This window comes from Xanthomonas hortorum pv. cynarae (assembly GCF_002939985.1).
Lineage (GTDB): Bacteria > Pseudomonadota > Gammaproteobacteria > Xanthomonadales > Xanthomonadaceae > Xanthomonas > Xanthomonas hortorum_D.
On record NZ_MDFM01000012.1, the window covers coordinates 23,382 to 43,144 of the forward strand.

Here is a 19,763-nt window from a genome sequence, read left to right on the forward strand (position 1 = left end):
CGTCAAGCAGCGGCGACAGTCAGCGCTAGCGGCTTCCGCAACCCATGTCGGGCCAGGATGCCGCGGGCAATATCGAGCTCGGCCAGCGTGTCGCTGAACAAACCGAAATTGGAGTCGCGCTCGATGATAACGGCCGCCGGCCGGATGTGCCGACACACCTGATCGAACAGCTCCCACACCTCGCGCCAAACATCCGTGGCATGCGTGTCGACCATCATGCCGAACTTACGTGACCCGCCGGCTAGATGCACCTCGATGATGCGGTCGAGCGGCAGCTGCTCCAAATAGGTCATCGGATCGAAGTGGTGGTTCGACGCGTTAATGTAGAGGTTGTTCACATCAAGGAGCAGGCCACAGCCTGTCGCCTCGCACAGCATGCGCAGGAAATCCGCCTCGGGGATGCTCGAACCCGGGATTGGGTAGTAAGAAGTGATGTTCTCGACGAGAAAGGGCCGGTCGCTGAACGCCTGAACTGCCCGGATCTTCGCAACGGTGCGCTCGAGGTCCTCGTTCGACAACTGCATGGGCATCAGATGCCCGACCTCGACCCCGTCCTCGGCAGTGAGCGAGAGGTGGTCGCTGAACCACTCGTGGGACGTGGCGGAAAGTGTGTGAGCAAGGTTGGCGCAATAGGTCTCCGGCATCTCATTAGACGAGCCAAGCGAGAGATCGAGTCCGTGCAGCGACACCGGCAGGCGTGACATTAGTATCTCAAGCACTGGATCGTCGTTCTGGATGAACAGTTTCTCGGTCGTGACCTCGAGAATGTCCAGCGACCCCGTATTGGCGAGTAGCTCCTCACGGAGCTGACTCTTGTAGTTCACACCGACCATTGTCGACATGGTTCAGCCCTCGTGCATGGCGTCGGGGATGCAAGGCGCAAGGACGCCTGCGGTTAGCAACGACGCAACTAGCGTCGACAGATGAGGGTGCCGGTTGAGGAGTTCGGCATGCGAGTAGCGGCCGTCAAACAACCCGAGCGACTTTTCCACGGCAGAACCCAACTTGAGAGTCCCGACGCCGCCGCGCTTCCAGTTCTTGAAAAATAGAATGCGCTCAGGACCTTTGACGATCGCATCCAGTACCGCATTGCGCGTCATGCCGGAGGTGACAGCTTTCACGAGACCCGCGACGTTTACCATGAATCCTACGATCTGCGAAGCCGGATGCAGTAGCAGTAAGCCTCGCTCAGGCGATTCGTGAAGTGTGTAGCGGCTGGCGGCGGCCGCGGCGGCTGCAACTCCGTTGCGGGTGACGTCATATTCGACCAGCGTGACATGTGGATCATCCGCCGGCAGCGTCTCAATGACGAAACGCCCGAACGCCACCGACTCGAGCAGCGGATTCTTGGGTGTCGGCGCCTGGGTCGCGATGGACGCGAGATAATCATCCCAATAGCACGACAGCTCGTACTCAGAGAATAATCGCGACGTTACCGTTAGAGCGTCGAGGATATTGTCCAGACGCCGCTTGCGCAACATGAGTACTGAGGCCCGGAATGCAGCGCCATGCGACTCAAAGAACACGTTCAAAGCCGCGTGGGTATCAGGTGCCAGCACTACGCCGAATTCGGCGGGGCAGCCCCCGCGAAGTACGTGTAGCGCAGCGGGCGGGTTCACCACTAGCCGAGCCAGCGCAGCCTGGACCGTAGTATTCGTTGCCATAGTCAGGTCAACATACACGCCACAAGCGGCCTACGACGCGCGCAGGCCGCCGAGTCCCGTCTGATTACGGGCAGGTCACAGTATTGCAGAGGCAATCCACCGGAGCGGTGGCTTCCTCGATCACTTCGATTTCGAAGGCGACGTCGTTCTGCTGGCTGTTCATTTCATGCTCCATGTTGTCGTTGATAAAAGAACGTCACCTCTTCAACTTATGCAAAGCGGCGCTCCTTGTGCTTGCGTGTGCTAGAAAATAAAAGCACCTAGCAATTCCTTTTTAGCACGCACCTGCGTCAGCCGCAAGACAACTCCAGCGATGCCGCGAGCGGCATCGACAAAAAGTGGGCGGTTGAGAATCGAATCCTCACAGGCATCCAGCCACGCTTGCGCGCAGGTCAGGTAGGCGGAGGTGATCTCGTCGGCGAGTGCGTCGCCGCTGGCGCTTCGTTCACGGGCACAGCGCGCGGCACCCAACAGCGCGCCTAGTCCGTACTGCGATCCGAGCGTCGTTGCTGACACCAAGGATCGCAGTTGAGCAATCTCGTGCCAGAGAGTGGTCGAGTCCGAGTCACCGCCCGCGTCGAGCAGTAGGCGCAGCCGAACCAATCGATCGTGGACGGTGTCCGCCTTGAGATCGCGGGCCCGGATCGTTTGTGACACATGTGCGAGCGCATGCCAGTTCCCAACCGCGCGCGCCGCACGCGCAGTGGCGAGAACCATCGCCCAAGGGCTGGCCCACATGACCGACGGCGCTGCGACATCGCGATCAATGAGCCGGGCGAGTTGCGGGGAGCAGACGAATGCGTGCAGACGCGCATCGATGAGTTCTGCCAAGGCCGGTGCGGGATCAAGTTCGAACGCGGCGGTTAGACCGATCAGCGTGCCTGCAGGCATCGGCCCAATCGTACGGGCGTCCGGCGCGGCGCGCAGGCGTGCGAGCAGCTCATCCTGCAGGCGGCTCCGGCCAGTCCTCATCCCGCACCCCACGGCAAACGCCAGTACGCCGGCGCACCCGTCGAGTCCTTCGACAGGCAGCGACGCGGCGATTGCGCCGGCGTCCGATTCCGTGGCACGCCGGAACCGCGCTAAGGTCCGCTGTGCGGATACGACTCCGCTTGCCTCGGCCGCTGCATAGGCCGCCGCCATTCCGCTGCGTCCCGTGAATGCGCCCCAGTGCATGCGGGTCAGCACCAGCGCACCCCCGCGGCTTGAGGTGGCGGTGATCCAGTCCGGCGCGTCTTCACCCGACAGCCGCGTGTCGATGCAAGCGATGGCGCGCGCCAGCAGAGTGCACGCCGCACCTGGCGAACGCATTTCAGGCGATGTGAATGCTACCGCCCGAGCATTGCGCGCGCCGGCGGCAAACGCCTGCTCGGCCAGGGTCAACTGCGCAGCGACCGTCGCCGACGATAGACCGGTATCGAGCAGGGTGCGCACGCGTTCGACGCCGCTGACGCTCGCTGGACCGCTCGGTGCGCGACTGCGATCTGGACGATGTGACCGCTGCGCGCCGCTCTCGATGGGGGTGACGCCGTGGCGCGGTATGACGCCGCGGCACAGGCAGTCGCGCTCGTCCGCCGGATCCACGCCAGGCACGGGCTTCAGCGCCGTGGCGAGAAACCTGTCTTCCGCATCCCCCGACAACACTGCGCACGGCGCTGTTGATTCCTCAAGGCACTTGACGTACTCGCTCGTGTTGCGCAGTACGATCCTGGTCTCCAGGTCATTGAGCCGTACGGTATCCGCAAACGAGAGAAGACCGGACCCGACCGACTGCAGTCGTGCAAACGCTCGCCGCATGCCGCGCAGAAACGGCGCGCAATAGCCGTACGGATTAATAGATGCGCCCGCGATTCGAGGCACGTTCGTCGCCTGTGGAACTGGGCGTCGCTCGCGGCGCAAAGTGAGCGCTCCGGTTGGCGTCTCGGCGATCTGCCACGTCTGGTAGTAGTGCGCGCCTTGCTGGCCGCCGGCGAAGCCGCTGACGTCCATGCCACTAAACGCCCCCAGCGCGAAGCGCGTCATGGGAAGGACCGCAGTCGCCGTGATTGGCGGATACTGCGGCTCTTGCCCGTCCCGGTCCGCTGCCGGCGTAAACAGGCATTCGAGGTCGACGAATACCGGTGAGGCCCCGCGGACGACCACGTTGCCAGCGTGGCAATCGCGGCCCTCGAGCACAAACACTAAGGCGGTCAGCCAACCGAGCCGCTCGTAGTACGCCTCCACCTCTTCGGCGTTCGCGCAGTCGCTGGGGGCGCAGTACTCCATCCAGCCGTACGCGCCGCAATCCAGGAACCAGGGCGCGTGGACGGTCGGGTCGCCCGGCTGGGCTAGTGCGGCAGCCATGTCGTAGAACGCCTTGTCCACGCCTATAGAGCGCGGCTTGTAGACGACGTCCCACGTCCGAGATTGCGCCGCATCACTTAGCTGGACCCACCCCACCCAGCCTGACCGATGGCGGTCCCCGAGCGGGACGACTCGCGTGATGACCTGCGGACGCCCCCCGGCACGGCACCTGGCGGCAAGTTCGTCCATGTCGGAGGTTAATCGCAGGCATAATGCCCGCACCTCCCCCAGCAACGCGTCGCGCATCGCGCCCATGCGTTCGTTGAGCCGTGAATAGCGATCGCGCGCGGTGGCGACGACCAATGCGCGTTGCGCGCTGGTCAGGTGCGACACGCGAGCGTCAAGTCCGAGGCGTCCATCGAGCTTAAGCTGGTTGAACGCCGCGGCCCATCCACGAGCCCACAGCCGATGGAGCGGCCGGGTGTAGGCCTCGTCGACAAGAGTCATGACCGCGCTGGCGCCCCAGCGCAGCGGCGCTCCGTCCAGGAGTACCGATACGCGCTCTTGTAGGCATTCAATCTCGGCGCCAAATGCCTGCTCGGCAATACCGGCAAGCGGATCTTCATATGGCGCCGGGGCCGGCGGGGCATCCCCCGGCCAATCCGCTGCGGGAACCACAGACCGCCACGCGAGATCGACCACAGATGCGTCGGTCGGAAACGGCGCCGGCTCGACCTGGCTCGCGCGCCGCGGCCATTCGATCTCATCGAGTTGGCGCAGCGCTTGAGTCAGTGAAGCGGACGCGTCAGACCCGGGCTCGACCGTCTCAGTCGGCACAGGCAAAAGACGCACGATAGAGCCTGCGTGGCTGGTCCGCGGGAAACGCGGTCCGGCCGTGAACCCAACGAAAATTGTCGATGAAAAGAACGTCACCGGACTCAAGTCGGAGCCGTACTTGGTTTGCCGGGCGATGGCACCAGTCCAGCAGTTCGGCCAAGACATTGAGGACTTCGCTGTCGCTTTGGATTTCCATCGCGATGCTGGGAAGCGCGCAGCCAAGACGGGGCCCGTCGATCAAGAGCGGGCGCTGGATCAACCCCATAGCACCGACCAACGTCAGCGCATCGCGAGCGAAGCAGGCCGGCGGGAGAGTGAACCGGCGCCCGTCGAGATAGGTGCCCAGCGGTGCGAGCGTCGTGATCCCGCCGTCGGCGGATGGCACATCGCAGTACAGGCTGATCACCGGCGGCGGTGTTGCACGGTGCGCATCGTCGGAATGCATCGGCTGCCCGATCGAGGAGCTCGCGTAGTACTTCCGGTTCGGGGTCACCGCGATCGTGCTATATCCCGCCCCGAGGGAGTCCGGAAGCGCAAGCCCCAGAATCGAGACCTGCTGCGCCAGCGACGCCTCGAAATCCACTCCGGGCGTCTTCGCGACGCATGCCCCGTCGTGGACAAGCGCCTCACGGATATTGCGTCGGACGTCGAGCAGCGAACTGACGGGGCCGAACACCGGCACGCTCGTCGCGCTCGGGCATGCTTCGACATAAGCGGCGTCGTTCGCCAGCGACGCGTAGCGGGCGAAGAATTCGCGATGCAACGCAGTCACGTCAGTCAAAATACTTAACGATGACATATTCGTCGATCATCCCTGTCTTCAGACGAACCGCGTTCTTTCGGACGCCTTCCACCGAAAAGCCGGCGGAAAGCGCGACCAAAAGCATGCGCACGTTGTTGCTCATTACGACCGCTTCCAGACGTTTGATCACGCCTTCCTTGCCGACTTGTGCCGTAAAGAGATCGAGGATTGCGCGCCCGGTATCCCCCCGGTAGCCGGAATGCACGGCGCCACTGAAGGCCATCACGTGGGCTTTTCGTTGCAGCGCCACTACGTCGCCTTTGACATAACCCACTACATGCCCTGCCGCGTTCCACAAGAGCAGCAGCATCGCGCCCGATACCGCGTGGATTCGGCGTATAGCGTCCTCGCACCGAGCGACGCTGGCCGCGCGCTCCCCCGGCTCGAAGAGCATGAAACCTGTCTCGTCATCCAGCGCTTGCAGAAACGCCAGCCAAGCGGCCGCGTCTTCAAGTCTCGACGCGCGTAGGGAAACCCCCTTTCGCGCCAGCACCTGAGCAGGCGCCGCGACCTGTACTTTTGCATCCATGTCAACCACGTTCTATGTCGCCGTCGATCAGACGTAGCGAGAGCCTAACCCGCCCAGCCACCTCGTTTCAACGTTCGCGTTCGTCCGAGGCATGCCCAATCCCTGTGCTCTCCTTCCCGCATTAGGGAAGGTCTGAATAACGAGGCCTGAGAGTGCGGGATGTCGCGTCGGTCCGGAGAGTCGCGTTTGAATCTTCGGATCTTCCGCCATTTCTGGCACTTTCCTTGGGAATTCCCCGGGTTACAGGCGCACGCTCCCCATGGCAGGCAGTCACTGCTTTCGCTTCATCCACAGATTGGAGAGCGCAAACAAGGTCACCACGTGTGCGGTGTTCTTGGCCAGGCCGCGATAGCGGACCTTGGTGTAACCGAATTGGCGCTTGATCACCCGGAGTGGATGCTCCACCTTCGCGCGCGCGCTGGCCTTAAAGTGTTCCCAACGCTGTTCCCGAGCACGCTCGCGTTTGTTGCCGATGGCTTGCAGCGTCGAACGCCTGGCGGCAATGAAAAATGCAGCCTTGCAGGTCTGCAGTTCTTCGCGGTTGTCCGCACCGGTGTAGCCGCTGTCGCCGAACACGCTGTCTTCTTTGCCATGCAGTAATGCGTGCGTCACCGTGACGTCGGCGACATTGGCGGCTGTGCAATGGACGTGGTGCACCAGCCCGGAAAATTCATCCACGCCGATGTGCGCCTTCATCCCGAAATACCACTGATTGCCCTTCTTGGTCTGATGCATCTCAGGGTCGCGCGCATGGTCGGCATTCTTGGTCGAACTGGGTGCAGCGATCAGCGTCGCATCGACGATCGTGCCCGACCGCAGGCTCTGACCCTTGCGCCCCAGATGCGCGTTGACCGCGTCCAGCATCCGCGCGGCAAGGCCATGGGTCTCCAGCAGGCGGCGAACGTTGAGAATCGTGGTCTCTTCCGAAACGTTGTCCAAGCCACCGAGCTCGGCAAACCGTCGCAAGATCGGAATCTCGTGCAACGCTTCTTCCATCGCCGGATCGCTCAACGCATACCACTGCTGCAGCAAATGAATCCGCAACATCGTCGCCAGTGCTTATGGCTGTTGACCAGGGCGCCCCGACACCGGATAGTGCGGTTCGATCAGACCGAGCAAGTGCTGCCACGGAACCACCTGCTCCATCTCGGCCAGAAAGATCTCGCGCCGGGTCTGCTTGCGCTTGCCCAGGCCTTCAGCGTCACCGAACGTCAGTTGCATGGATCACTCCTCAACATGGGGGTAGTGTCGCTTATCTGCGGTGCGTTGTTCAGAGGTTCCTTAGATAAAATGGATCGGATCCACCTTGAATCGCTCGGGTTCGGATGTCCACTGCTTGCGGATGAATTCGTACGGTGTCAGACCCTTCAGGACTTTGAGCCTGTGACCGTAGTTGTAGGCGTCGATGAAGTTGGCCAGCCATTCGAGGAAAAAGAGTGCACCATCAAAGCCTGGGTTCAAACATCTGTCGAGTCTCGCCTTTGCTTGGATGCAGCCAAAGGCTGATCAGTCGAGGTCACGGTGCCCTCGCCGCTCGCGGTCTACGCGGAGCACTGCATCGCCCTGCGACAAACTAGCGCGTTTGGCCCAATGCACTGAGCTCGATGCACCGCTTAGAATTGGGACATGAACGAATTCGACCGTGTACGCGATTATTTGACCGGCTTGCAGGACCGTATCTGCGCTGCCGTGGAAGCCATCGATGGTAGCGCGCGCTTTGCCGAGGACCTCTGGCAGCGCGAGGAAGGCGGCGGTGGGCGCACCCGCATCCTGCGCGACGGGGCGGTGTTCGAGCAGGCCGGCATCGGGTTTTCGGATGTGTCCGGCTCGCGCTTGCCGCCTTCGGCCAGTGCGCATCGGCCCGAGCTGGCCGGGGCGACCTGGCGCGCCTGCGGCGTCTCGCTGGTGTTCCATCCGCACAATCCGCACATCCCCACCACCCACGCCAACGTGCGCTACTTCCGCGCCGAGCGCGATGGCGACGTGGTGGCGGCCTGGTTCGGCGGCGGCTTCGATCTCACCCCGTTCTATCCGGTCGACGAAGACGTACTGCATTGGCACCGTACCGCGCAGGCGTTGTGCGCGCCGTTTGGCGAGGAGCGCTATGCCGCGCAAAAGCGCTGGTGCGACGAATACTTCTTCCTGCGCCACCGCAACGAGACGCGTGGCGTGGGCGGGCTGTTCTTCGACGACCTGGATAAGGACTTCGAACGCGATTTCGCCTATCAGCGCGCGGTTGGCGACGGCTTTCTGGATGCCTACCTGCCGATCGTCGAGCGCCGCAAGGACACGCCGTACGGCGAGCGTGAGCGCGAGTTCCAGCTCTACCGTCGCGGCCGTTACGTGGAATTCAACCTGGTCTACGACCGCGGCACCCTGTTCGGGCTGCAGAGCGGCGGGCGCGCCGAAAGCATCCTGATGAGCTTGCCGCCGCGGGTGCGTTGGGAATACGGATTCACACCGGAACCGGGCAGCGCCGAGGCGCGTCTGATGGACTATCTGGTGCCGCGCGATTGGTTAGGCTGAATGCGCCGATTAAAAACACAGCGTTGAATGAAACGCTGTGTTGATCGATTGAGTTAATCGAGCCTATTTAAATTCGTGATTGCCGGCGCAACCGAATCATTCGCCTTACGCAATGAGCCGGTTATGTTGCAGAGCAAAATTCAAGCCTGAAAATAAAAAGCCCCGCAGACCAGGGGGAGGTCGGCGGGGCCAGGGAACGGAAACTTGGGGAGTAGTTTCCGCTCCGAGATCTGCTCCAGGGGATGGGAGAGATCTGCCGACAGGCGTTGCGCCCGTCGAGGGATATAACAACATTTTCTACATTGATGGATCGTGAAGATAACTGTTAAAAATATGTAGAATTTAGCGGTTATTCATTCCATCGGCGCAGGCCTAATCCGCATAATGTCTGGTCTGCGCATTCAGCATATCAGCGTTATCTGATGGGTCAGTGCGCCTCATCCCAGTTATCGCCGACGCCGGAGTCGACCACGAGCGGCACGCGCAATTCAGCTGCGGCCGACATGCGCGCGGTGACCTCGCCCAGCAAGGTGTCGACGAAGTCGGCATCGGCTTCGAACACCAGTTCGTCGTGCACCTGCAGGATCATCAGCGCGTGTTCGGCGTGGTCGGCGATCCAGGCGTCCACGCTGACCATGGCGCGCTTGATGATGTCGGCGGCGGTGCCCTGCATCGGCGCGTTGATCGCGGCGCGCTCTGCGCCGGCACGCTGGCCCTGGCTGCCGGCGTTGATGAAGTCCAGGTATAGCCGGCGGCCGAACACCGTTTCCACGTAGCCCTTGTCGCGCGCCTGCTGGCGGGTGGTTTCCATGAAGTCGCGCACGCCGGGGTAGCGGCTGAAGTACAGCGCGATGTAGTCCTGCGCCTCGCCACGGCCGATACCGAGCTGGCGGGCCAGGCCGAAGGCGCTCATGCCGTACATCAGGCCGAAGTTGATCGCCTTGGCGGCGCGGCGCTCGTCATTGCTGACGGTGTCGATGGTGCGGCCGAACACTTCGGCGGCGGTGGCGCGGTGCACGTCGGCGCCGGACTCGAACGCGCCCACCAGGCCGGGGTCGCCGGATAGGTGGGCCATGATGCGCAGCTCGATCTGCGAGTAGTCGCAGGCGATCAGCTTGCGCCCGGCCGGGGCGACGAAGGCGCGGCGGATGCGGCGGCCGTCTTCGGTGCGGATCGGGATGTTCTGCAGGTTGGGATCGGACGAAGACAGCCGCCCGGTGGCCGCGCCGGCCTGGTGGTAACTGGTGTGCACGCGCCCGGACTGCGGGTGGATCATCTCCGGCAGCTTGTCGGTGTAGGTGCTGCGCAGCTTGGTCAGGCCGCGGTACTCCAGGATCACCCGTGGCAGCTCGTGCTGGTCGGCGATGGCTTCCAGCGCCTCTTCGTTGGTCGAGGGCTGGCCCTTGGGCGTCTTGACCACGGCAGGCAGCTTGAGCTCGTCGAACAGCAGCGCCTGCAGCTGCTTGGGCGAATCCAGGTTGAAGGTGCGCCCGGCCAGCTCGGTGGCTTTTTGCTGGGCGGCGAGCATGCGCTTGGACAGGTCCGCGCTCTGGCGGCGCAGTTCGGCCGCGTCCACGCATACGCCGTTGGCTTCGATGCGCGCCAATACCTCCACCAGCGGCATCTCGATCTCGCGGTAGACGCGCTCCAGGCCCGGTTCTGCGGCCAGCTTGGGGCCAAGCACGTGGTGCAGGCGCAAGGTGATGTCGGCATCTTCGGCGGCGTAGCGGGTGGCGTCGTCCAGGCTGATCTGCGCGAACGGGATCTGCTTGGCGCCCTTGCCGCAGACGTCTTCGTACTTGACCGTGTCGTAGCCCAGGTAGCGCTTGGCCAGGCTGTCCATGTCGTGACGGGCGCTGCCGGAATTGAGCACGAAGCTCTGCAGCAAGGTGTCGTCGCTGTAGCCGGCCAGGGCGATGCCGTGGCGGCGCATCACGTGCAGGTCGTACTTGCCGTGCTGGCCGAGCTTGCGCACGGCGGGGTCGGTGAGCAACGGTGCCAGCTGGGCCAGCGCCTGGCTGCGCTCGAGCTGGGCCGGAGCGCCGGGAAAGTTGTGGCCGAACGGCAGATACGCCGCCTGGCCAGGCTCGGCGGCCACGCTGAGGCCGATCAGGTCGGCCTGCAGCGGATCCAGGCTGTCGGTTTCGGTATCGAAGGCGAACTGGCCGGCGGCGCGCAGGCGGGCGATCCAGTTGTCGAGCTGTTCCTGGGTCAGGATGGTGTCGTACTGGCCGGGTGCCGACAGCGCCGGGTCCACTTCCACCGGGGCGCTGACCGGGCCGGACACGAAGCCGGTGCCGCGCGCGCGGCCGGGTTCGGTGCGGGCGCTGGCTGCGGCGGCGCCAAGCGGCATCGGCTCGGTCAGCAGGCCGGCCTGGGCAGCGGCGCCGCCGAGTTCGCGCAGCGCCTGGGTGAAGCCGTAACGTGCGTACAGCACCGCCAGCGTTTCGGCGTTGGGCTCGCGCAGGTCCAGCGCGCGCGGGCCGCTGGCCAGGGTTACGTCGGTCTTGATGGTGACCAGTTCGCGGTTGAGCGGCAGCCGCGGCAATGCGGCGCGCAGGTTCTCGCCGATCTTGCCCTTGATCTTGTCGGCGTTGGCGATCACGCCATCGAGCGAGTCGTATTCGGCCAGCCATTTGGCGGCGGTCTTGGGGCCGCACTTGTCCACGCCGGGCACGTTGTCGACGGTGTCGCCCATCAGCGCGAGCAGGTCGACGATCTGGTCGGGGCGCACGCCGAACTTGGCGATCACCGCCTCGTCCGAATCCATGCGGCTGCCGCTCATGGTGTTGACCAGTTCGATGCCCGGGCGCACCAGCTGGGCGAAGTCCTTGTCGCCGGTGGAGATGGTGACGCTCAGGCCATCGGCGGCGGCCTGCAAGGCCAGCGTGCCGATCACATCGTCGGCTTCCACGCCGTCGATGCGCAGGATGTCGATGCCCAGCGCATGCACGATGTCGCACATCGGCTGCACCTGCGCGCGCAGGTCGTCGGGCATCGACGGGCGATTGGCCTTGTAGTCGGCATACAAGTCATCACGGAAGGTCTTGCCGGGCGCATCCACCACGAACGCGACGTAAGCCGGGCGTTCCTTCAAGGTGGCGCGCAGCATGTTGACCACACCGAACAAGGCACCGGTGGGCTCGCCCTGGGCATTGGTCAGCGGCGGAAGCGCGTGGAACGCGCGATACAGGTAACTGGACCCGTCGATCAGGACTAATTTGCTCATCGGCCAATTCTACCGCTGCACGCTCACCCCACGCCGCCCAGCGCATACTGAGCAACGACCTAGAACGGATGACGACGATGATGAGAGCAAGTCTTTTGCTGCTGCCATTACTGCTGCTCGGCGGCTGTGCCACCAGCGGCGCCAGCGGCAATGTGCCGGCCGGTGCGGATGTCACCAGCAAGACCATGGGTAACGGCGACAAGGTCGACGAGTACCGCGTCAACGGCCAGCTGGAAATGGTGCGGGTGACGCCCGCGCGCGGTGCGCCCTACTTCCTGTACGACCGCGATCACGACGGCCATACCGATGCGGAAAAGGACAAGGTCAACAAGGTGTATTGGAAGTTGTATAGCTGGTGATTCGGGATTCGGGATTCGGGATTCGTAGAGCGTAAGCGCAGCGGCTCTTTGGCCGCTGGTGCCGGTGATGCCAACTTCGTATCAGCGTTGCGCAACCGCGGTGGTGGTCTCTGCGCTTGAGGTGGCCGGCACTGCCTTGGCCGCTGCGGCCAGCGCCAGGGTCTGGCGTGCGGCAAGCAGCGGTTCTTCGGCATCGCCGTAGATGCCGGTCAACATCTGCAGCGCCTGCTGCGCGTGGTCGCGTGCAGCGGCGGTCTGGCCAAGCCTGCGCTCGGCCTCGGACATGCCGCGCAGGATCTCGGCGGTCTGTGGATGCGCACGACCCAACACGCGCAAGGACGAGGCCAGGCAAGCGCGCTGTTCGACCAATGATGCCTGCACCTGCCCGGCATCCAGCAACCAGAAGGCATGGTTGCTGCGGTAGGTGATCGTGGCTCGCGCATCGTCGCCGAAGGCGGCGCGTGCGCGCTCCATCGCAGCGCGGTAATGCGGGCCGGCTTCGGCCAGCTTGCCTTGCTGACGCAAGGTGTCGGCGAGATTGCCTTCCACCATCAAGGTATCGGCGGCGGCGTCTCCGTACAGCTTGCGGGTAATGCGCAGCAGCGGGGCGAGTTCGGCTTCGGCAGCGGCAAAATCGCGCTGCATCAGCAAAAATACCGCCAGGCTGTTGCGCATCGACAGCACCAGCGGATGCTCTGGCCCACGCACGCCAATGCGCTCGCGCAGCAGGCTGCGCTGCAAGGCGATGGCCGGTGCAAGCTGCCCATTCTCGGCCAGCATGCCGGCGTAGCTGTTGCCGGCATCGATGCGGCGTTCTGCGGTGGTGGCCACGTTGGCCAATGCGGCGACGTAGGCATGCCGGCTTTCCGCCAGCGCCTCCAGCATGCGGCCTTGATCGCGCAGCGCCCATGCCAGCCGGGCACGCATGTCGTTACCCAGGCTCTGTTGCTTCGCGTTGCCGCGCGCGGCCTGTGCCATGCCGGCGCGCAGCACACGCTCGGCCTCGCGCGCTTGACCCGCACCACTGAGCGCCTGGCCCAGCATGGAGGCCGCTTCCAGCGCCGGCGTGCTGCCGGCACCCGCGCTCTGTTGCGCCAGCGCCTGCGCGGTGCGCAGATGCGCAACCGCCTGCGGATAGTCCGACAAGGCGATCAGCGTGCGGCCCAGCGTCAGTTCCACCTCGGTGCGTGCATCCGGTTGATCGGCCAGCTCGCGCGCGGCGCGCTGCGAGGCCTGCTGCAGCACGCGCAGCATCAGCGTCCTGTCCAGATCCTGCGCAATGCCGGGGTCCACGCTGGACAACACCGAGCTCATGAAATCACCGGTGACCTGCGCGCGTTGCGCGTCGCGCGCGGCTTGCTGCAGCGACCACAACGTGGCGCCCAGACCACCCATCAGCGCGATCGACACAAGCCCGGCAGCCAGCACGCCACTGCGATGGCGTTGGGCGAACTTGCGCAGCCGCCACCAACGGCTCGCCTGCAACGCACGCGGCGGATACCCATCAAGCCAACGATGCAACTCGTCCAGCAAGGCCGACACCGACGCGTAACGTGCAACGGGCTCCGGCGCCAACGCGCGCAACACGATCGCATCCAGGCCATCGCGCAATTGCCGCTGCAGTCGGGCGTGGGTGGTCGCGCGTGCGGCGCAGATCCGCGCACGCGCATCGGCCGGCACTGCCGCCACGCGCTGCGAGGGGGGCTGCGGCAGCCCATTCTGCCCAGCCACCGGTGCCAGCCCGCAGCTCAACTCATAGAACATTGCGCCCAATGCATAGATGTCGCTGCGCGCGTCCACGTCCAGCGCACCGCGCGCCTGTTCCGGACTCATGTAGCCGGGCGTGCCGCGGCCATGCGCGGAGGTCATGCCCGGGTTGGCCGCATCGATGGCGATGCCGAAGTCGATCACGCCCGGCATCGGCCGCCCATCGATCTCGCTGACCAAGACGTTGCTGGGTTTGAGGTCGCGATGGATCACGCCTTTCTGGTGCGCGTGCTGCACCGCCTCGCTCACCCGCAGCATCAACAACACGCGCGCATGCAGCGAGAGCAGATGCGCATCGCACCACCAGGTGATCGGCTCACCGCGCAGGTATTCCATCACCAGATACGGGCGGCCGTGCGCATCGGTGCCCACATCGTGAATCTGCGCGATCGCCGGGTGCACCATTTGCGCCAGCAAGCGGCATTCGAACTCGAACAACGCGCGGCCCTGCACATCCAGCGCCTCGGCGGCCACCAGCTTGATCGCCACCTCGCGCTCGTAAGCGCCGTCGGCGCGATGGCCCAGATACACCTGACCCATGCCGCCGGCGCCGATCAGGCGGTCGATCGCCCATGCACCAAAGCGCGTGCCGGCCGGCAGCTCCGGCAATGGTGCGCGCAAGGCGGCCACGGCCTGTTTCAACGGCGCACGCACGCGCAGCGTGGCCTGCGATTCCACCGCCAGCATCGCCAGCAACGCATCGCGCAGCACTACATCGTCACCGGCCTGCGCACGCGCGAATGCCTCGCGCGCCTCCACCGGCAGTAGGCAGGACTGATGAAACAGCGCTTCCAGGCGTTGCCAGGAAGTGGCCACGACGCTCACAGCTGCGCCGCCAGCCACACCCGCGCAAAGCGCAGATCGCGCTCCAGCGTGGGCACCGACACCTCAAGTTGCTCGGCCGCCTCGGCCACACTGAAACCCACCAGCTCGGTCAGCGCGAACGCCTTGGCCTTGCGCTCGTCCACGCGCGCCAGCTTGTCGAAGGCATCGGCCACCATCAGCAAGGCCTCCGGTCGCGGCGCGCCATCGGACAGACTGATGGTCAACGTCACCGCCTGCCCACCTCGCTTGGCGCTGGCCTGCTGCCGCGCCAGATCCACCAATAGATGGCGCATCTGCAGTGCGGCAACCGAATAGAAGTGCGCACGCGAGCGAAATCCCTGCTGCCCCTGCTCCAGCCGCATCCATGCCTCATGCACCAGCTCGGTGGCCTGCAGCCCGCCGCGCGCATTGCGCCGCAGTACCCGCAACGCCGTCTCGCGCAGCACCATGTACACCTGCCGCGCCAATGCATCGCCCGCGCCGGGCTCCTCGCGCTGCCAGGCCTGCAACAACTCGGTGATCGGCAGCTCGGACATCGGGCCCATCTCGCCTGCGTGGGAGCGCAGTATCCCGCATTGGCGGCCGGGTAGGCGTTTCAAAACCAAACGGTTTAGCTCGCTTGCGCCGCACCTGGCAAACGCGCCTCGGGCCGGCCAGGTCAGGCAGCCATCAAGGTGCGGGCTGCCAGGTCGGCCCCTGACATAGGAAGGCCACGCAGCCCTCCACCTTCAAGGAGCCATCGGCGCCACGCTTGATCTTGGCGTTGTAGGTCTTGCCGGATTCGGGGTTGTAGATCTTGCCTTTCCACAGATCTCCTGCATCCACCAGCTCGCTGAGGATCACCGTGCCTTCCATGGGGGTGTGGCGCTTGGCCGGATCCGGATTGAACGCATCGGTCTTCCGGCTACCGGGCTTGGCCCGCAGCACCTTGACGATGGTGCCGCACAGCGACGTGCCGCAGGGCTGGATGTCGACCAGTGCCTGCTGGTTATCGGTAAACCATTTTCCGGTGATCGGTTCGGCGGCGAATGCAGGCGTGCTCGACACGGCAAGAGCAAAGGCCAGATAGCGTGTGGCAGAAATAACGTGGCTCATTGGCTTCGTTCAACCTTCAACAAGATGCGAAGACCAGCTGGCTTGCAGCCCTGGCTGATGACGGACGACTGGCTCGTCAAATCATCCAAGCCAGCGGGTTCGATCTTATTGACGCACTCTTGGGATCTGATTAGCCGAGGCTTGGCACCCCAAGCATCACGCTCAGCCGTCAGCGTCTCCTACGCCGCATATTCTCCAGCCCTTCCCCGCTGGTGGGAGAAGGTACCGGACAGCCGCGGATTTGTCAGACCGCATCCTTCGACGCATGTGACTGCTGTAGACCTCTGATCAAAGCCTGCTAACTCAAGGTCAATGTCGAACCTTCCTCACCGGCACGGAACTGCTGCGCGCCGCCGCCCGCGGCGGTATAGACGATGGCAAAACTCTTCTGGACGTTGGGATCGGGGTCACCGCCGAATGTCGCGTTGCTCACCGGGATCGTGGTGCCGCCATTGTTGACCAGCCACTGGCAGGTCGCGGTGACGTCGTAACCATTGTTGCCAGTACCGTATATCGCACGGACGACTATAAAACTGGGTTTGCTAGGCACCGGGATGGGCGTACTGGCAGTAGGCGGATTGGGAACCAGATCGATCTGACCATTTTCCGCACAACCGAGCGCGATGGGATTGCCGCCATTCAATGCCGGATTTTTGTAAAGAATCGCAAAGCTTTTGCCCTTGCCCGGATCAGGATCGGTCCCGAAGAAGGCATTGCTTGCGGTGATATCGTCATTGCCTGTGTTGACGCTGTCTTGGCACACCTGGGTGACATCGATTCCTGCATTGCCGGTGCCGTACACCGCGGAAAGGATCGTGATAGCCATCGTGATTGCTCCTTTTTTTCGGGACCGGGAAGGCCGTCCCGACTCGCCTCTCGCCACGGACTACCGATCGTCCGGCACCCTGGCACATCATTGGACTGCGCGAACATTCCGATACCTGCCCTATGTCCAGCGGCTGGCGACCCAGTCACGCGTCTGTTTCCACGCATCTGTCTGCAGGTAAGCGTGGGTTTCGCTGGCAAGATCAGCGACATGCTTCCAGTCATCCAGTGCGTAAGGACGTTGCAGTTCGACATTGGCGCGCTTGAAGTTGCCGGCCAGCACCTGCTCGGCCTGGATGCTTGCAAGTTCGGCCGTTGCATCCATGGTCAGATTCAGTAGCGGCATGGCCGGCACCGAGCCGCTTGCCCAGGGATATAGCCAGGATTTTGCGCCCCAGTCGAGCGGGTTGCCGATCGCGGTCGATGGAATTCCTTGCGGGCTGCTGCCGGTTCCAAGCGAGAGCAGCTGGATATCGCCGACGCTGTTCACCAGGCCACTTGCAATGGCCTCGGCCACGGCGGTCATGGCCGGATTGTTGGCGAACACGCCGCCGTCGGCGAAGAACCCATAGTCGCCGTATGCTCCGGCAATCCGATAAGGCGGAAAGTAGGTTGGCGCGGCAGACGTCGCCAATGCGGCATCGACCATGCTGATCTGCCTGTACGCATTGTTGACGCCGTTGGAGAACGTGGCAGGCATCCAGTTCCCACTGGTCGCGTCCCACAGGCGCGCGGCGTTGACGACGACGAGCCGCTTCGCATCTGCAAGCGACGTTGTACCCAACAATCCGCTTGCGATCTGGATCAATCCATCGTTCTTGTACTGGCTGCTGAAGAAGCCCGGCCCGCTACCCAGTGTCGCGTCCACCCCTTGCTGTTGCGACTCGGCCTGTTGATCGAGAAGCCACCCGTTGGGTTCGAAAATGCTTGCGCCTTTGGTCATGTACATCTCGATAATTGTGTTGATCGAGACGTTTTGCACCAATGCCAGAGCAAGCAGGCCACCGGTGGAAGTGCCGGCAAAGCAATTTGCATGGCTGAGGATGTTGCTGTGCTGATCCAGGTCCTGGATGAGGATCGCGGTGATCAGTCCTCGAATTCCGCCGCCATCGCAGCTGATGATATTGAACGACATTGAAGTCTCCTGGAGAGCGAGCACTGTCTTGAAACGTGTGTACGAAGGCGTCAAGAGCAAGCGATGTGACTGTCCCGCTAGCGCGGGATACCGACAGCTGTCAGGACGATTTCACGTATGCGTGAGAGTGGTGGCGACGACGCTTCCGTCTTCCGTTGCGTCACCCTAGAAGCACCTTCGTCGATCACCCGACAAATCGTCTCACCGCATTGATCATGTGATCTGCCATCGCCTTTCTGCGCGCCTTCGGTCGTGCTGAGCTCGGTATTCACTTGGCCGCCGGTATCGCGCTGCAGATCAGCGAATCAGCGAATCGGCGCGACCTCATGCAGCGCAGCGCTAGCCAGCGCTGTTCCCAACCCTGATCTCGATGCGATGCCGTTGCGATTTGCTTTGCATTGGCCGCTGCCCAAAGCGCAGGCAGGGTCCATGCGGCTTCCTAGCGTCGCGGTGCATTGAGGAAGGGGCCAGCCGGTTGGCCTGGATCGCGGTCGATCGCACCGATGCGTGACGCAGCACGGAGTTCATAAAAGACCGTGATGGGTTGGCGCCACTTTTCTCGGTTGATCAGATAACAGGCCCCGGGGAGTGGGCCGCAGGCAGCACCCGCATGAGCAACACCGGCTATTACAGCGCCATCGTCCCGCAGGCATCGGCATCGGTGGTGGCGCACGCGCCACTGATGATCGATCTGCTGGCCTACATCGAGCAGCACATCGGCGAGGCCGAGCTCGGTACCGAGTCCTTGCAACAGGCGTTCGCGTTGTCGCGCGCCTCGTTGTACCGGCTGTTCCAGTCGCGTGGCGGCGTGGCCCGCTACATCCGCGAGCAGCGCCTGTGCACCGCGCACCGCTATTTGCAGGCCTACCCGGAGTGCAGCCTGACCTGGTTGTTGTATGAGATGGGCTTCGCTTCGGAACGGCAGTTTCAACGCTGTTTTCAGCAGCGTTTCGGCATGCCGCCGATGCAATGGCGCCGCCACTGTCGGGCTGCGCCGGCAACGCATTCGCCGCGCCGCGGCCACTACATGCCGCTATGGCGCTTCATGCGCGAGCTGAGCCAGGAGGCGCAACGCGATCACGCGCCGGTGCGCCCTGGCACGCTGCCGATGCAGCCCGCCCCGCTGATGCATACCGAAGCGCTACGGCGTCTTGCACAGCCGGCGAGCCGCTTTGCGGGTCAGCCGGAGCTAATGGAAAACTGATCCGTAATCCGCGTAGGAGCGTGCTTGCGCGCGATGGGGCGTTACCGGTAACGCCTCTCGCGCGCAGGCGCGCTCCTACAGTGGAATGTGCGATGCGCTGAGCGTGTTCTTGCGCAGCAAAACATCCGCCAGTCAGCGAATCACCAGCACCGGAATCGAACTGTTGGTCAGCACTTCCACCGTCTGGCTGCCGAGCAGCATACGGCGCACGCCGCGGCGTCCGTGCGAGGTCATGATGATCAGATCGCTGTTGCAGTCCTTGGCGGTCTGCACGATGCCTTCGGCGGCGAACCGATCCAGCACGTGATGCGAGGTGGCCTTGATATTGGCCGCAGCCGCCAGTTCCAGTGCCGGGCGCAGAATCTTCTCGGCAGCGGCCTCGCGCTCGGTGCGATATTCCGGGCTTGCCTCGTAGCCCACGCTCCAGCCCATCGCATCGTACATGCCCATCGCCCATGGCTCGGACACGGTGACGATATCGACCTTGCCGCCAGTCGCCTTGGCCAGTTCAAGGCCCTGGAACAAACCACGATGCGACAGCTCGGATGCATCGATGGCGATCAGGATACGTTTGTACATGGTGATCTCCTTGAATGACCGGCCTTTGCCGGCGGAATCAGCCTGACATCATGCGCCGGCGCCTGCCTTGATACAGATCAATGCCGACACGCGGATTGCTGCAC

General features: G+C 63.7%; 15 protein-coding genes and 2 pseudogenes. 3 read left to right on the forward strand and 14 right to left on the reverse strand.

Features of this window, described 5'->3' with window-relative positions:
- Positions 1-2 precede the first annotated feature (2 nt).
- The 7 genes and pseudogenes from XcyCFBP4188_RS10130 to XcyCFBP4188_RS10160 form a co-directional block, all read right to left on the reverse strand.
- A complete protein-coding gene (locus tag XcyCFBP4188_RS10130) occupies positions 3-842 on the reverse strand; it encodes an MbnB/TglH/ChrH family RiPP precursor modification enzyme (RefSeq protein WP_006451951.1) in 840 nt (279 codons plus the stop codon).
- Between the two features lie 3 nt (positions 843-845).
- Entirely contained in the window at positions 846-1,559 is a 714-nt protein-coding gene (locus XcyCFBP4188_RS10135; RefSeq protein ID WP_223647273.1) for a hypothetical protein, read from the reverse strand.
- Positions 1,560-1,907: 348 nt separating this feature from the next.
- Positions 1,908-4,262, reverse strand: a complete 2,355-nt coding sequence (locus tag XcyCFBP4188_RS10140) for a type 2 lanthipeptide synthetase LanM (protein WP_070694628.1) — start codon at positions 4,260-4,262, stop codon at positions 1,908-1,910.
- A 511-nt stretch (positions 4,263-4,773) separates the two neighbouring features.
- Positions 4,774-5,565, reverse strand: coding sequence for a TauD/TfdA dioxygenase family protein (locus XcyCFBP4188_RS10145; protein WP_006448944.1), 792 nt, complete (start codon positions 5,563-5,565; stop codon positions 4,774-4,776).
- The gene (locus tag XcyCFBP4188_RS10150) at positions 5,558-6,079 is read right to left on the reverse strand and encodes a GNAT family N-acetyltransferase (protein WP_070693905.1); all 522 of its coding nucleotides are present in this window, start codon (positions 6,077-6,079) and stop codon (positions 5,558-5,560) included. The genes XcyCFBP4188_RS10145 and XcyCFBP4188_RS10150 overlap by 8 nt, the downstream gene beginning before the upstream one ends.
- Before the next feature lie 306 nt (positions 6,080-6,385).
- A pseudogene (locus XcyCFBP4188_RS10155) lies at positions 6,386-7,336 on the reverse strand (IS5 family transposase).
- A 60-nt stretch (positions 7,337-7,396) separates the two neighbouring features.
- Positions 7,397-7,534, reverse strand: a pseudogene (locus tag XcyCFBP4188_RS10160) (IS481 family transposase); the annotation flags it as partial.
- 207 nt (positions 7,535-7,741) lie between these two features.
- On the opposite strand from XcyCFBP4188_RS10160, the gene hemF reads away from it, so the two are divergent.
- Positions 7,742-8,641, forward strand: a complete 900-nt coding sequence (gene hemF, locus XcyCFBP4188_RS10165; protein ID WP_006452688.1) for an oxygen-dependent coproporphyrinogen oxidase — start codon at positions 7,742-7,744, stop codon at positions 8,639-8,641.
- Between the two features lie 427 nt (positions 8,642-9,068).
- Here the strand turns inward: hemF and polA are convergent, their stop codons facing one another.
- Positions 9,069-11,870 (reverse strand): DNA polymerase I, encoded by a 2,802-nt coding sequence (gene polA / locus XcyCFBP4188_RS10170; RefSeq protein ID WP_104592054.1) that lies wholly within the window; start codon positions 11,868-11,870, stop codon positions 9,069-9,071.
- Positions 11,871-11,947: 77 nt separating this feature from the next.
- On the opposite strand from polA, the gene XcyCFBP4188_RS10175 reads away from it, so the two are divergent.
- The gene (locus XcyCFBP4188_RS10175) at positions 11,948-12,229 is read left to right on the forward strand and encodes a DUF2782 domain-containing protein (protein WP_095575361.1); all 282 of its coding nucleotides are present in this window, start codon (positions 11,948-11,950) and stop codon (positions 12,227-12,229) included.
- Between the two features lie 81 nt (positions 12,230-12,310).
- Here XcyCFBP4188_RS10175 and XcyCFBP4188_RS10180 read toward each other — a convergent pair whose 3' ends face one another.
- The 5 genes from XcyCFBP4188_RS10180 to XcyCFBP4188_RS10200 form a co-directional block, all read right to left on the reverse strand.
- On the reverse strand, positions 12,311-14,839 hold the full coding sequence (locus XcyCFBP4188_RS10180; RefSeq protein ID WP_104592055.1) for a serine/threonine-protein kinase: 2,529 nt from the start codon (positions 14,837-14,839) through the stop codon (positions 12,311-12,313).
- The gene (gene ecfK, locus XcyCFBP4188_RS10185) at positions 14,818-15,357 is read right to left on the reverse strand and encodes an ECF-type sigma factor EcfK (protein ID WP_043910805.1); all 540 of its coding nucleotides are present in this window, start codon (positions 15,355-15,357) and stop codon (positions 14,818-14,820) included. The genes XcyCFBP4188_RS10180 and ecfK overlap by 22 nt, the downstream gene beginning before the upstream one ends.
- 133 nt (positions 15,358-15,490) lie before the next feature.
- Positions 15,491-15,916 carry a DUF2147 domain-containing protein gene (locus XcyCFBP4188_RS10190; RefSeq protein ID WP_006452693.1) on the reverse strand — a complete coding sequence of 142 codons (426 nt, stop codon included), beginning with the start codon at positions 15,914-15,916 and terminating at the stop codon, positions 15,491-15,493.
- Positions 15,917-16,214: 298 nt separating this feature from the next.
- Entirely contained in the window at positions 16,215-16,742 is a 528-nt protein-coding gene (locus XcyCFBP4188_RS10195) for a hypothetical protein (protein WP_006452694.1), read from the reverse strand.
- A 120-nt stretch (positions 16,743-16,862) separates the two neighbouring features.
- Complete coding sequence (locus tag XcyCFBP4188_RS10200) at positions 16,863-17,876, reverse strand: patatin-like phospholipase family protein (protein ID WP_006452695.1); 1,014 nt, start codon at positions 17,874-17,876, stop codon at positions 16,863-16,865.
- A 544-nt stretch (positions 17,877-18,420) separates the two neighbouring features.
- Between XcyCFBP4188_RS10200 and tagK the strand changes: the two genes are divergently transcribed.
- Positions 18,421-19,080 (forward strand): transcriptional regulator TagK, encoded by a 660-nt coding sequence (tagK, locus tag XcyCFBP4188_RS10205; RefSeq protein WP_104592056.1) that lies wholly within the window; start codon positions 18,421-18,423, stop codon positions 19,078-19,080.
- Positions 19,081-19,212: 132 nt separating this feature from the next.
- Here tagK and XcyCFBP4188_RS10210 read toward each other — a convergent pair whose 3' ends face one another.
- Complete coding sequence (locus XcyCFBP4188_RS10210) at positions 19,213-19,659, reverse strand: universal stress protein (RefSeq protein WP_006452697.1); 447 nt, start codon at positions 19,657-19,659, stop codon at positions 19,213-19,215.
- Positions 19,660-19,763: the final 104 nt, after the last annotated feature.

Excerpts from the sequence above, each read along its gene's own strand:
- XcyCFBP4188_RS10130 (WP_006451951.1), bottom strand. The coding sequence starts at position 842 with ATGTCGACAATGGTCGGTGTGAACTACAAGAGTCAGCTCCGTGAGGAG.
- XcyCFBP4188_RS10140 (WP_070694628.1), bottom strand. The coding sequence starts at position 4,262 with ATGGGCGCGATGCGCGACGCGTTGCTGGGGGAGGTGCGGGCATTATGC.
- hemF (WP_006452688.1), top strand. The coding sequence starts at position 7,742 with ATGAACGAATTCGACCGTGTACGCGATTATTTGACCGGCTTGCAGGAC.
- polA (WP_104592054.1), bottom strand. The coding sequence starts at position 11,870 with ATGAGCAAATTAGTCCTGATCGACGGGTCCAGTTACCTGTATCGCGCG.
- XcyCFBP4188_RS10175 (WP_095575361.1), top strand. The coding sequence starts at position 11,948 with ATGATGAGAGCAAGTCTTTTGCTGCTGCCATTACTGCTGCTCGGCGGC.
- ecfK (WP_043910805.1), bottom strand. The coding sequence starts at position 15,357 with ATGTCCGAGCTGCCGATCACCGAGTTGTTGCAGGCCTGGCAGCGCGAG.
- XcyCFBP4188_RS10190 (WP_006452693.1), bottom strand. The coding sequence starts at position 15,916 with ATGAGCCACGTTATTTCTGCCACACGCTATCTGGCCTTTGCTCTTGCC.
- XcyCFBP4188_RS10195 (WP_006452694.1), bottom strand. The coding sequence starts at position 16,742 with ATGGCTATCACGATCCTTTCCGCGGTGTACGGCACCGGCAATGCAGGA.
- XcyCFBP4188_RS10200 (WP_006452695.1), bottom strand. The coding sequence starts at position 17,876 with ATGTCGTTCAATATCATCAGCTGCGATGGCGGCGGAATTCGAGGACTG.
- XcyCFBP4188_RS10210 (WP_006452697.1), bottom strand. The coding sequence starts at position 19,659 with ATGTACAAACGTATCCTGATCGCCATCGATGCATCCGAGCTGTCGCAT.